The 12,257-nt window shown below is 72.7% G+C and carries 13 protein-coding genes; 8 read left to right on the top strand and 5 right to left on the bottom strand.

Going from position 1 to position 12,257, the window contains the following annotated elements; translation table 11 throughout:
* Nucleotides 1–20: 20 nt before the first annotated feature.
* Nucleotides 21–1,466 (bottom strand): NAD(P)H-quinone dehydrogenase, encoded by a 1,446-nt coding sequence (locus ACIRRS_RS21450; protein ID WP_402972858.1) that lies wholly within the window; start codon nt 1,464–1,466, stop codon nt 21–23.
* Between the two features lie 104 nt (nt 1,467–1,570).
* Here ACIRRS_RS21450 and ACIRRS_RS21445 point away from each other — a divergent pair, with 104 nt between their 5' ends.
* The 3 genes from ACIRRS_RS21445 to ACIRRS_RS21435 all read left to right on the top strand — a co-directional run bounded on the left by ACIRRS_RS21445 (nt 1,571) and on the right by ACIRRS_RS21435 (nt 4,804).
* Nucleotides 1,571–2,008: a gamma-glutamylcyclotransferase gene (locus tag ACIRRS_RS21445; RefSeq protein WP_402972856.1), complete on the top strand. Its 438-nt coding sequence runs from the start codon at nt 1,571–1,573 to the stop codon at nt 2,006–2,008.
* A gap of 81 nt (nt 2,009–2,089) precedes the next feature.
* Entirely contained in the window at nt 2,090–2,965 is an 876-nt protein-coding gene (locus ACIRRS_RS21440) for a purine-nucleoside phosphorylase (RefSeq protein ID WP_402972854.1), read from the top strand.
* Between the two features lie 120 nt (nt 2,966–3,085).
* The gene (locus ACIRRS_RS21435; RefSeq protein WP_402972852.1) at nt 3,086–4,804 is read left to right on the top strand and encodes a phospho-sugar mutase; all 1,719 of its coding nucleotides are present in this window, start codon (nt 3,086–3,088) and stop codon (nt 4,802–4,804) included.
* A gap of 63 nt (nt 4,805–4,867) precedes the next feature.
* Here the strand turns inward: ACIRRS_RS21435 and ACIRRS_RS21430 are convergent, their stop codons facing one another.
* From ACIRRS_RS21430 to ACIRRS_RS21420, 3 genes are all read right to left on the bottom strand, one after another.
* Nucleotides 4,868–5,545, bottom strand: coding sequence for a PH domain-containing protein (locus ACIRRS_RS21430; RefSeq protein WP_402972850.1), 678 nt, complete (start codon nt 5,543–5,545; stop codon nt 4,868–4,870).
* Between the two features lie 68 nt (nt 5,546–5,613).
* Nucleotides 5,614–6,072, bottom strand: coding sequence for a PIN domain-containing protein (locus tag ACIRRS_RS21425; protein ID WP_402972848.1), 459 nt, complete (start codon nt 6,070–6,072; stop codon nt 5,614–5,616).
* A complete protein-coding gene (locus ACIRRS_RS21420; protein WP_402972847.1) occupies nt 6,069–6,335 on the bottom strand; it encodes an AbrB/MazE/SpoVT family DNA-binding domain-containing protein in 267 nt (88 codons plus the stop codon). Before ACIRRS_RS21420 ends, ACIRRS_RS21425 begins: the two co-directional genes overlap by 4 nt.
* Before the next feature lie 177 nt (nt 6,336–6,512).
* On the opposite strand from ACIRRS_RS21420, the gene deoC reads away from it, so the two are divergent.
* The 5 genes from deoC (at nt 6,513) to ACIRRS_RS21395 (ending at nt 11,228) form a co-directional block, all read left to right on the top strand.
* A complete protein-coding gene (gene deoC / locus ACIRRS_RS21415) occupies nt 6,513–7,499 on the top strand; it encodes a deoxyribose-phosphate aldolase (RefSeq protein WP_402972845.1) in 987 nt (328 codons plus the stop codon).
* Nucleotides 7,500–7,504: 5 nt separating this feature from the next.
* Nucleotides 7,505–8,998, top strand: coding sequence for an aldehyde dehydrogenase family protein (locus tag ACIRRS_RS21410; RefSeq protein ID WP_402972844.1), 1,494 nt, complete (start codon nt 7,505–7,507; stop codon nt 8,996–8,998).
* The gene (locus tag ACIRRS_RS21405; RefSeq protein ID WP_402972842.1) at nt 8,991–9,890 is read left to right on the top strand and encodes an aldehyde dehydrogenase family protein; all 900 of its coding nucleotides are present in this window, start codon (nt 8,991–8,993) and stop codon (nt 9,888–9,890) included. Before ACIRRS_RS21410 ends, ACIRRS_RS21405 begins: the two co-directional genes overlap by 8 nt.
* Before the next feature lie 233 nt (nt 9,891–10,123).
* A complete protein-coding gene (locus ACIRRS_RS21400; RefSeq protein ID WP_402972840.1) occupies nt 10,124–10,543 on the top strand; it encodes a hypothetical protein in 420 nt (139 codons plus the stop codon).
* A gap of 46 nt (nt 10,544–10,589) precedes the next feature.
* On the top strand, nt 10,590–11,228 hold the full coding sequence (locus tag ACIRRS_RS21395; RefSeq protein ID WP_402972838.1) for an ATP-binding protein: 639 nt from the start codon (nt 10,590–10,592) through the stop codon (nt 11,226–11,228).
* 162 nt (nt 11,229–11,390) lie between these two features.
* Here the strand turns inward: ACIRRS_RS21395 and ACIRRS_RS21390 are convergent, their stop codons facing one another.
* The gene (locus ACIRRS_RS21390; RefSeq protein WP_402972945.1) at nt 11,391–12,080 is read right to left on the bottom strand and encodes a SigE family RNA polymerase sigma factor; all 690 of its coding nucleotides are present in this window, start codon (nt 12,078–12,080) and stop codon (nt 11,391–11,393) included.
* Nucleotides 12,081–12,257 lie beyond the last annotated feature (177 nt).

Below are 12,257 nucleotides of genomic sequence, written 5' to 3'. Positions count from 1 at the left end.
CCTCAACTGCGCGCCTGAGCTCAGGATTCGCCGTCGGCCCGCTTGCGGATGTGCAGCTGCCGGGCCGCCTCGGCGGTCGAGCCGGAGACGGACGGGTAGACGGTGAAGGCACTGGCCACCTGTTCGACCGTCAGATTGGCGTCCACCGCGAGCGAGATCGGGTGGATCAGCTCGCTCGCTCGCGGGGCGACGACCACGCCGCCGACCACGATGCCGGTGCCCGGGCGGCAGAACAGCTTCACGAAGCCGTCCCGGATGCCCTGCATCTTCGCGCGGGGGTTGCCGCGCAGCGGGAGCTTGACGACGACGGCGTCCATCTTGCCGCACTCCACGTCGGCCGCGGTGTAGCCGACGGTGGCGATCTCCGGGTCGGTGAAGACGTTGGAGGCCACGGTCTTGAGGTTCAGCGGCTGCACCGCGTCGCCCAGCGCGTGGTACATCGCGATCCGGCCCTGCATGGCCGCCACCGAGGCGAGCATGAAGACGCCGGTGCAGTCGCCGGCCGCGTAGACGCCCGGGGCGCTGGTGCGCGAGACCCGGTCGACCTGGATCTGGCCCCAGTCGTTGAGCTTGACCCCGGCCTCCTCCAGACCCATCTCGGCCGTGTTGGGGATCGAGCCGACGGCCATCAGGCAGTGGGTGCCCTCGATGACCTTGCCGTCCGAGAGGGTGACCTCGACCTTGTCGCCGATGCGCTTGGCGCCCTCGGCCCTGGTCCGGCTCATCACGTTCATGCCGCGGCGGCGGAAGACGTCCTCCAGCACCTCGGCCGCGTCCGGGTCCTCGCCCGGCAGCACGCGGTCGCGGCTGGAGACCAGCGTGACCTTGGAACCCAGCGCCTGGTACGCGCCGGCGAACTCGGCGCCGGTGACGCCGGAGCCGACCACGATCAGCTCGCGGGGCAGCTCCTCCAGGTCGTAGACCTGCGTCCAGGTGAGGATGCGCTCGCCGTCCGGCTTGGCGTCGGGCACCTCGCGCGGGTGCGCGCCGGTGGCGATCAGCACCGCGTCGGCGCGCAGCGACTGCACGGAGCCGTCCGGCCCGTCCACCAGCACCTCGCGGGAGCCGTCCACGGCCTGCCCGCCGGAGCCGAGCCGGCCGCGGCCGCGCAGCACGGTGACCCCGGCGCGGGTGACGGACTGGGTGATGTCGTGGGACTGCGCGATCGCGAGGCGCTTCACACGGCGGTTGACCTTGCCGAGGTCGACGCCGACGACCTTCTCGCCCTGCTCACGCGCCGTGTCGTCCTGGGCGACGGTGATGCCGAGCTCCTGGTACGAGCTGTCGAAGGTGGTCATCACCTCCGCGGTGGCGATGAGGGTCTTCGACGGTACGCAGTCCGTCAGGACCGCCGATCCGCCCAGACCGTCGCGGTCGACGACGGTCACCTCCGAGCCGAGCTGGGCGGCCACCAGCGCCGCCTCGTAGCCGCCGGGTCCGCCACCGATGATCACGATCCGAGTCACGCCCCCATTGTCCCGCACGCCGGGAGCACCGCCACGCCGGGGTCGGAGCTGGGGACGTGTACCGGACATACACCACCCGCACCGGCCGGGCTACTCTGACCCCCATGCCCCTCTACGCCGCGTATGCCACGAACCTCGATGCCCGGCAGATGACCCGCCGCGCCCCGCACTCCCCGCTGCGCGGCACCGGGTGGCTGGACGGCTGGCGGCTCACCTTCGGCGGCGAACAGCTGGGCTGGGAGGGCTCGTTGGCCACCGTCGTGGAGGACGAGAAGGAGCAGGTCTTCGTCGCCCTCTACGACATCGCGCCGATGGACGAGGAGGGCCTGGACCGCTGGGAGGGCGTGCAGCTTGGCATCTACCGCAAGACCAAGCTGCGGGCGCACACCCTGGAGGGCGACATCCAGGTCTGGACGTACGTCCTCAACGACTACGAGGGCGGCCTGCCCGCCGCCCGCTACCTCGGCCTGATCGCGGACGCCGCCGAGAGCGCCGGCGCCCCCGACGACTACGTGCTCGATCTTCGTCACCGCCCCTGCTGAGTTCTCGTACGTCCGGACGATCCCTTCACCCGAACAGCGCCATCCAGCTGTGCTTTCGGGTCAACCGGGTAACGATCCGGCATGCCGCGCTCGATTTTCTACGCGCGTAGCCGATTCCCGTCTATCCTCGGACGCGTGAACGCAACTCCTCAGTCGGTCGTCTCCTCCGACCCCTACGCCGCCGCCCAGGCCGCCGCCGCGCGCCTGCGCGAACTGACCGGTGCCGAGCGGCACGACGTCGCCCTGGTGATGGGCTCCGGCTGGGTGCCGGCCGCCGACGCCCTGGGCGAGACCGTGGCCGAGTTCCCGGTCACCGATCTCCCCGGCTTCCCCGCCCCCGCCGTCGCCGGCCACGCCGGCACGATCCGCTCGGTGAAGATCGGCGACAAGCGCGCCCTGATCTTCCTCGGCCGCAACCACTACTACGAGGGCCACGGCGTCGCCACCGTCGTCCACGGCGTGCGCACCGCCGCCGCGGCCGGCTGCGGGACCATCGTGCTGACCAACGGCTGCGGCGGCCTGCGCCAGGGCTGGACCCCGGGCCAGCCGGTGCTGATCAGCGACCACATCAACCTGACCGGGGACTCCCCGATCGTCGGCGCCAACTTCGTCGACCTCACCGACCTGTACTCCAAGCGCCTGCGCGCGCTGTGCCGCGAGATCGACCCGAGCCTGGACGAGGCCGTCTACGTCCAGTTCCGCGGCCCGCACTACGAGACCCCGGCCGAGGTCAACATGGCCCGGGTCATCGGCGGCGAGCTGGTCGGCATGTCCACCACCCTGGAGGCCATCGCCGCGCGCGAGGCCGGCTCCGAGGTGCTCGGCATCTCCCTGGTCACCAACCTGGCCGCCGGCATCACCGGCGAGCCGCTCAACCACGCCGAGGTCCTGGAGGCCGGCAAGGCCTCCGCCGAGCGCATGGGCGAGCTGCTGGCGAAGGTCCTGGAGCGGATCTGACGCCCTCCGGGCACAGAATGCATGAAGTGACGGGGCCCGCGCGGTCGGCGTGATCACGCCTCCGGCGGGCCCCGTCCGCATGTGTGCACACCTCTTCTTCTCTCTTGCGATGGAGCTGGCATGACGCAGGCAACCACCACCGACCTCCTCGCCCGGGCCCGCGCCTGGCTGGCCGAGGACCCGGACCCGCAGACCCGCGAGGAACTGACCGCCCTGCTGGCCCGCGCCGAGGCCCCCGAGGTCGAGGCGGACGGCAAGCTCGCCTGGGCCGAGCTGGCCGGACGCTTCGCCGACCGCCTCCAGTTCGGCACCGCCGGCCTGCGCGGCGAACTCGGCGCCGGCCCGATGCGGATGAACCGCGCCGTGGTGATCCGGGCCGCCGCCGGCCTGGTCGCGTACGTGAAGAAGGAGGGCCTGGGCGACCTGGTCGTCATCGGCTACGACGCCCGCCACAAGTCGTACGACTTCGCCCGGGACACCGCCGCCGTGGTGGTGGGCGCCGGCCTGCGCGCCGCCCTGCTGCCCCGCGCGCTGCCGACCCCGGTGCTCGCCTTCGCCGTCCGCCACCTGGGCGCGGCCGCCGGCGTCACCGTCACCGCGAGCCACAACCCGCCGCAGGACAACGGCTACAAGGTCTACCTGGGCGACGGCTCGCAGATCGTCCCGCCGGCCGACGCCGGGATCGCCGCCGAGATCGACGCGATCGGCTCGCTGGACGACGTCCCGCGCGCCGAGGAGGGCTGGGAGGTGCTCGGCGAGGAGGTCGTCGAGGCGTACCTCGACCGGGCCGTCACCATCGTGGACCAGCACAGCCCGCGCGACCTCGACGTGGTCTACACCCCGATGCACGGCGTCGGCCGCGACACCCTCGTCGCCGCCTTCCGCCGGGCCGGCTTCCCCGCGCCGACCGTCGTCGCCGAACAGGCCGAGCCCGACCCGGACTTCCCGACCGTCGCCTTCCCCAACCCGGAGGAGCCGGGGGCGATGGACCTCGCCTTCCGCACCGCCGCCTCCGTCGGCCCGGACATCGTGATCGCCAACGACCCGGACGCGGACCGCTGCGCGGTGGCCGTCCCCGTCAACGCCAACGCGGCCGGCTCCGGCAACGGCACCTCCGGCTGGCGGATGCTGCGCGGCGACGAGGTCGGCGCGCTGCTCGGCTCGGCGCTCGTCGCCAAGAAGGCCGAGGGCACCTTCGCCACCACCATCGTCTCGGCCACCCTGCTCGGCCGGATCGCCGAGGCCGCGGGCCTGGGCTACACCGAGACGCTGACGGGCTTCAAGTGGCTCTCCCGCGCCGAGGGCCTGCGCTACGGCTACGAGGAGGCGCTGGGCTACTGCGTCGACCCGCAGGGCGTGCGCGACAAGGACGGCGTCACCGCCGCCCTGCTCGTCGCCGAACTCGCCGCCACCCTCAAGAAGTCCGGCCGCACCCTGACCGACCTGCTGGACGACCTGGCGCTGGAGCACGGCCTGCACGCCACCGACCAGCTCTCCGTCCGCGTCCAGGACCTCTCGCTGATCGCCGACGCCATGCGCCGCCTGCGCGAGCAGCCGCCGGCCGCCGTGGCCGGCCTGACCGTCACCCGCGCGGACGACCTCTCGGCCGGCTCCGCCGAGCTGCCGCCCACCGACGGGCTGCGCTACTACCTGGAGGGCGAGGCCGTGCGCTCCGCCCGGATCGTCGTGCGCCCCTCCGGCACCGAGCCCAAGCTCAAGTGCTACCTGGAGGTCGTCCTCCCGGTGGCCACCGCCGCCGACCTCGGCCCCGCCCGCGAGCGGGCCGCCGGGCTGCTCGACGCGATCAAGCGCGACCTCGCCGCGGCCGCCGGGATCTGAGGCCCGTACGCGGAGGGGCCCGCCGGTACGAACACCGGCGGGCCCCTCCACGTGAAGAGCGGGTCAGACCGCGATCACCGTGATCAGCGCGGCCAGCCCGACGAGCGTCGGCGCGATCAGCCACCAGCACCAGCGCACCTCGACCGGCCCGGACGCCTCCGGGTTCCCGGCGCTGCGCTCGGCCATCTCCTGGAGCACGCCCGTCACCTGGTCGGACCAGGCCTTCGTCGGGTCCGGGGCGCCGGCCACCACCGGGTTGGCCTGGCGACCGAAGATCATCCCCACCCGGGAGGCGTGCTCCTCGCCCTGGTTCTCCGCCCGCTGCCGGCCGGCGCGCTTGCGCTGGCGCAGGGACACCGGGACGGCCCACACCTGGTACTTGCCCCCGCCCGCGAGCAGTTCGACCGAGTACCCGGCGCGCAGCGCGTCCACCGAGGCCCAGGGCGCGGTGATCGTCCGCCACGGGTTGACCACCACCAGCCGGTCGGCCTTCGCCCGCACCACCGGGCGCAGGGTGTAGGCGACCACCGGGGCGCCGAACACCGGGACGGCGGCGAGCGACACCCACGGGGTCTTGCCCGTCCCGCTCAGCACGGCGTCGCCGATCAGCCAGGCGGCGAGGGCGAGCATCATCACGCCGGTGATCACACCGGGGACGGACCGGTACACGCGGTCGGCGTACCCCGGTTCCCCGTCTGGAGCGGGCCCGCCCTGGTGGGGCGTGCCGTGGGATTCGGTCATGCCGACGATTCTGCCGCATGCCCGGCACGGACCACAGGCCCCGGCGATCACCGTTCGACGACGAACACCTAGCGGATGTGCACCGTCTCGACCCGGAAGCCCCCGGCCAGCCGTTCCACCACCGACCAGGCGCGGTCCGTGGTCAGGACGGGCAGGTCGAGACGCTCGGCAACGGCGATGCACAGCGAGTCCGCGGTGGACAGGGTCCCCGGTCTGGCGGACCGGGTGTGCCGCAGATCGTCCTCGGTCCACCGGGGCCGCGTGGTGTACGAGAGGTGGCGCAACTCGGCGGCCCGGACGGCGTCGGCCTGGGTGACGTCCTCGACGATGATCAGACCGGCGCCCACGAGGTCGTCCGCGATGCGGCGCGGCGGGCTGGGGTGTCCGTACGCCTGAGCCCGGCGGAGGACCTCGGTGAGGCAGACCGTGGGCAGCCGGGCGCCGTCGAGGACGTCGTCGACGCGCTCGGCTCCGGGCTCGTCGGCCATCCACGCGAGGACCGCGCCCGCATCGAGGAGGTGGGTCATGCGGCACCCCGCTCCTCTTCGTCGTCCGCCTCGGCGCGGTCATCGGCTGCGAGATCGACTCCGGCGGGGAGGCGGAACTTCAGTCGGCGCTTGATGTCGTCGGTGGTCTCGATGATCACGCCCCCGTCCTCGAGCACCCTGAGGTGGACTCGCGCGCCTTCGCGCATGTGGGCGGCGCGCTGGATGGCGACGGGCAGGATGATGCGCCCTCGGTGGCCGACCGTGGTCGTGGCTTCCACCGGACGGTCGTCTGTGACACTCATGCGTCCATGCTACCCAGTTCCCGGAATGTGGGCCATGGAGCAGTCTGCTCACCATGTTCGATTGTGCGCACCATCGACGGAGTCGAGGACCCGCCTCACCCCCAGATCTCGGTCCGGCTACGAAAGGGGGGCACCCTAGCGGACGACTACGCGCGTAGATATGCTGGTCTGGTGACTATGTCCACTGTTGCAGCCAATGCCCCCGGCGTTGCGGGTAGCGGCCTCGCGGACGTTGCGTCGTCCGCGGCCTCGCTCCGCCGCTTCCTGCACGGCCTGCCCGGCGTCGACCAGGTCGGCCTGGAGGCGCGTGCCGCCACCCTCGGGACCCGCTCGATCAAGACCACGGCGAAGGCGTACGCCATCGACCTGGCGATCTCCATGATCGACCTGACCACGCTCGAGGGCGCGGACACGGTCGGCAAGGTGCGCGCCCTGTGCGCCAAGGGCAGGACCCCCGACCCGACCGATCCGACCACCCCCCGCGTCGCCGCGATCTGCGTCTACCCGGACATGGTCGCCACCGCGAAGGACGCCCTCAAGGGCACCGACATCCAGGTCGCCTCCGTCGCCACCGCCTTCCCGGCGGGCCGCGCCGCCCTCCCGGTCAAGCTCGCCGACACCGCCGACGCGGTGGCCGCGGGCGCCGACGAGATCGACATGGTGATCGACCGCGGCGCCTTCCTCTCCGGCCGCTACTTCGACGTCTTCCAGGAGATCGTCGCCGTCAAGGAGGCGTGCGAGCGCGCCGACGGCACCTCCGCCCACCTCAAGGTGATCTTCGAGACCGGCGAGCTGCAGACGTACGACAACGTGCGCCGCGCCTCCTGGCTGGCGATGCTGGCCGGCGCCGACTTCATCAAGACCTCCACCGGCAAGGTCGCCGTCAACGCGACCCCGCCGGTCACGCTGCTGATGCTGGAGGCCGTCCGCGACTTCCGCGCGGCCACCGGCGTGCAGGTCGGCGTGAAGCCCGCGGGCGGCATCCGCACCACCAAGGACGCCATGAAGTACCTGGTGATGGTCAACGAGACCCTCGGCGACGACTGGCTGACCCCGCACTGGTTCCGCTTCGGCGCCTCCAGCCTGCTCAACGACCTGCTGATGCAGCGCCAGAAGCTCACCACCGGACGCTACTCCGGCCCCGACTACGTGACGGTGGACTGATCACCATGGCCAAGAAGAAGACCACCACCACCCCCGCCGCCACCGAGGAGCCCGTGCGCAAGGGCGGCCTCTTCGCGTACGCCCCGGCCCCCGAGTCCCCCGCCGCCGCGGGCGACATCGCCACCTCCTACGGGCACTTCATCGGCGGCGAGTTCGTCGACTCCTCCGGCAGCGAGGCCCTGAAGACGGTCAACCCGGCCACCGAGCAGGTGCTCGCCGAGTTCGCCCAGGGCACCGACGAGGACGTGGACCGCGCCGTCGCCGCCGCCCGCAAGGCCTTCGTCGACTGGTCCGCCCTGCCCGGCAGCGAGCGCGCCAAGTACCTGTTCCGGATCGCCCGGATCATCCAGGAGCGCAGCCGCGAGCTGGCCGTCCTGGAGTCGATCGACAACGGCAAGCCGATCCGCGAGACCCGCGACGTCGACCTGCCGCTGGTCGCCGCGCACTTCTTCTACTACGCGGGCTGGGCCGACAAGCTCGACTACGCCGGCTTCGGCCAGAGCCCCAGGCCGCTGGGCGTGGCCGGCCAGGTCATCCCGTGGAACTTCCCGCTGCTGATGCTGGCGTGGAAGATCGCCCCGGCGCTGGCGACCGGCAACACCGTCGTCCTCAAGCCGGCCGAGACCACCCCGCTGACGGCCCTGCGCTTCGCCGAGATCTGCCGCCAGGCCGGTCTGCCGAAGGGCGTCGTCAACATCGTCACCGGTGACGGCCGTACGGGCGCCGCGCTCACCGCGCACCCGGACGTCAACAAGGTCGCCTTCACCGGCTCCACCCCGGTCGGCCGGGCGATCGCCAGGCAGTTGGCCGGCACCCGCAAGAAGCTGTCGCTGGAGCTGGGCGGCAAGGCCGCCAACATCGTCTTCGACGACGCGCCGATCGACCAGGCCGTCGAGGGCATCGTCAACGGCATCTTCTTCAACCAGGGCCACGTCTGCTGCGCGGGCTCGCGCCTGCTGGTCCAGGAGTCCGTCCAGGACGAGGTGCTGGACGCCCTCAAGCGCCGGATGGCCACCCTGCGCGTCGGCGACCCTCTGGACAAGAACACCGACATCGGCGCGATCAACTCCGCCGAGCAGCTGGCCCGGATCACCGCGCTGACCGAGGCCGGCGAGGCCGAGGGCGCCGAGCGCTGGTCCCCCGCCTGCGAACTCCCGGGCACCGGCTTCTGGTTCAAGCCGACCCTGTTCACCGGCGTCAGCCAGGCCCACCGGATCGCCCAGGAGGAGATCTTCGGCCCGGTGCTGTCCGTCCTGACCTTCCGCACCCCCGCGGAGGCCGTCGAGAAGGCCAACAACACCCCGTACGGCCTCTCCGCCGGCATCTGGACGGAGAAGGGCTCGCGCATCCTCTGGATGGCGAACCAGCTCAAGGCCGGCGTGGTCTGGGCCAACACCTTCAACAAGTTCGACCCGACCTCGCCGTTCGGCGGCTACAAGGAGTCGGGTTACGGCCGCGAGGGTGGCCGCCACGGTCTGGAGGCCTACCTCGATGTCTGATGTCACGCGTCTTGACGTCCTCAAGACCTACAAGCTGTACGTCGGCGGGAAGTTCCCGCGCTCCGAGAGCGGGCGGGTGTACGAGGTGACCGACGCAAAGGGCCAGTGGCTCGCCAACGCCCCGCTGGGCACCCGCAAGGACGCCCGCGACGCCGTCGTGGCCGCCCGCAAGGCGGTCAAGGGCTGGGCCGGCACCACCGCGTACAACCGCGGCCAGGTGCTGTACCGGGTCGCCGAGATGCTCCAGGGCCGCCGCGAGCAGTTCGCCGCCGAGGTCGCGCTCTCCGAGGGCATCGGCCCGAAGAAGGCCGCCGCGCTGGTGGACGCCGCGATCGACCGCTGGGTCTGGTACGCGGGCTGGACGGACAAGGTCGCCCAGATCGCGGGCGGCGCCAACCCCGTCGCCGGCCCGTACTTCAACCTCTCCACCCCGGAGCCGACCGGCGTGATCGGGATCGTGGCCCCGCAGGCCGGGTACGGGCACTCGCTGCTCGGCCTGGTCTCGGTGATCGCCCCGGCCATCGCCACCGGCAACACGGTCGTGGTCGCGGTCGCCGCGGACGCCCCGCTGCCCGCGCTGTCCCTGGGCGAGGTGCTCGCCACCTCGGACGTCCCGGGCGGCGTCGTCAACATCGTCTCGGGCCGCACGGCCGACATCGCGCCGACCCTGGCCTCGCACCAGGACGTCAACGCGCTGGACCTCACCGGCGCGATCGCCGAGGACGGCCCCGGCGCGGCGCCCGCCCTGGAGGCCGCCGCCGCGGATACCCTCAAGCGGGTGATCCGTCCGGAGCTCGACCCGTTCGCCCGGGACTGGACGGATGCGCCCGGTACGGACCGGCTACTCTCGTTCCTGGAGACGAAGACGGTCTGGCACCCGATGGGGATCTGACCTCGGTCCCCGTTAGTCACAACTCCATGGACTGACCGCCCCCAGTGCCCACTCCCCCCAGGGCCCGGGCGGTCATGGGACGGACCCGCACCTCTCCCCCCCAGGTGCGGGTCCGTCGACTTTCGTCACCGCGCGTCTCGACTTTCGGCGATCCCCGCAGCGGCCCCGGCGGGCCAGAATCCTCCGTACAGGGAACGACCCCGGAACGACCGGGGAACGAACGAGGGGGCGCCGTGGGAGAGTTGATCGCCGAGCTGATGCCGCTGCTCACGGACGGGTTCCTGCGCCGGTGGCACGTCTCCCGCACCCGCAGGCGGCTGGCAGCCGGGAGGCCCGTACGCATCCCCTGCTCGGCCCGGTCCGAGCGGCCCGGCTGGCAACGCGCGTACGTCAACGGGAAGTTGCGCGTCACCCCGGCGTCGCGCACGGTCACCTTCGGCTCCCGCGTCCTCGGCCAGGTCGACCTGCCCGTCGGCGGCGCCTTCCACGAGCCCGAGCCCGACACCTGGCACAGCCAGGACTGGGCCGCCACCGGCTACGAACCGCCCGGCGGCGGCAGGACCGTCTACCTCCAGGTCGACAGCCGCTACCTGCCGATGCTGCACGCCGCCCTCGCCGGCCCCGGCTCCGGCTCCGGCTCCGAAAACATGTGACCGACCGGTTTCGACAACCGGCCGGGATGCGTCAGACTGGTGTCCCGTGAGTGACTCCCCCATGAACCCCGCACCGACCTCGCACGCCCGCGTGATCCTGATCTCCGGGCCGTCCGGATCGGGGAAGTCCTCCCTCGCCGAGCGCAGCGGCCTTCCCGTCCTCCAGCTCGACGACTTCTACAAGGACGGCGACGACCCGACCCTGCCGCGGCTGCCGGACGGCGCCGTCGACTGGGACTCGCCGCTCGCCTGGCACCGCGACCAGGCGATCGCCGCCATCCGCACCCTGCACGAGCGGGGCCGCGCCGAGGTGCCGGTGTACTCGATCCCGGACAACGGCCGCGTCGGCACCCACACCCTCGAACTCGGCGAGGCGGGCGCGTTCATCGCCGAGGGCATCTTCGCCGCCGAGATCGTCGCCGAGTGCCGGGAGCAGGGCCTGCTGAGCGACGCCCTGTGCCTGCGCAACGGCGCGCTCACCACGGCCTGGCGGCGGCTGCGCCGGGACGTCCGGGAGGGCCGCAAGTCGCTGCCCGTGCTGCTGCGCCGGGGCGCGCGGCTGATGCGCGCCGAGCGGTCGATCGTCGACCGGCAGGTCTCGCTGGGCTCGTACGCCTGCGCCGGCCCCGAGGCCGAGCGGCGGATACGCGTGGCGGACCGGGCGGGGCGCTTCACCACGGTCTGAGCGGACCCTGCGGGAACAGCAGAACGACGGGCCCGGTGCGTCTCCCCCGCACCGGGCCCGTCGCCCCTCGAACGATCCTCGGCTCCCCCACGGGCCGCTCCCCCGAGCCGACCCCCGGACCGTGACCGTCCGCTACCCGTCCCCCGACGGGAGTCCTCGCTGTTACGCGACCAGCTCGCCGAACGCGCGGGCGGTGTCGCCCGACTTGTTCAGGTGCTCGTCCTCGCGCAGCCGGCGCAGCGCGCGCCAGATGCTGCTCTTGACCGTGCCGACGCTGATCCCCAGCACGTCGGCGATCTCCGGGTCGGTCTTGCCCTCGTAGTACCGCAGCACCAGCATGGTCCGCTGGTTCTCCGGCAGCTTCGCCAGCGCCTGCCAGAGCACGGCGCGCAGCTCGGTGCCGCCCATCGCGTCCGTGTCGCCGGCCGTCTCCGGCAGCTCCTCGGTCGGGTACTCGTTGACCTTGCGGCGCCGCCAGGCGGAGATGTGCAGGTTGGTCATGGTGCGGCGCAGGTACCCGCCGACCGCGGCCTTGTCGGTGATGCGGCCCCAGGCGCGGTAGGTGCTGAAGAGCGCGCTCTGCAGCAGGTCCTCGGCCTCGTAGCGGTCACCGGTCAGGTGGTACGCCGTGGCGTACAGGGAGGCGCGGCGCTCGCGCACGTACGCGGTGAACTCCGTGATGTGGTCCTCCGCGACGGGCGGGAGCTCCCCCCGCGCGTCCCCCTGTGCCGCCTCGGTGGTGCGGGCCGCGGCGGGGTTCAGCCGCAGCAGCGTCGCACCGGCGGCCTCGCGGCCGGCCGGCTCCCCCGAGCCGACCGTCCGCAGGCCGTTGTTCCCCCGTGTGCCCCCCAGGGCGTCCTTGCCCTCGACGCGGACGGGGAGGATCCCCCGCAGCGTGAGGGTGCCGGCGGAGTCGGCCGCACTCCCCGTCCGGCCGATCCCGTACAGCTCCCCCGTCCTGCCGCCGCCGCTCACCCGGCGGGCGACAGTGTTCCCGGCGCTGTGCGCGCACCCCCGTACGGTCACGGC

It is taken from the genome of Kitasatospora sp. NPDC101183 (assembly GCF_044767945.1).
Classification (GTDB): domain Bacteria; phylum Actinomycetota; class Actinomycetes; order Streptomycetales; family Streptomycetaceae; genus Kitasatospora.
This window is presented reverse-complemented; position numbering and strand designations above follow the sequence as displayed.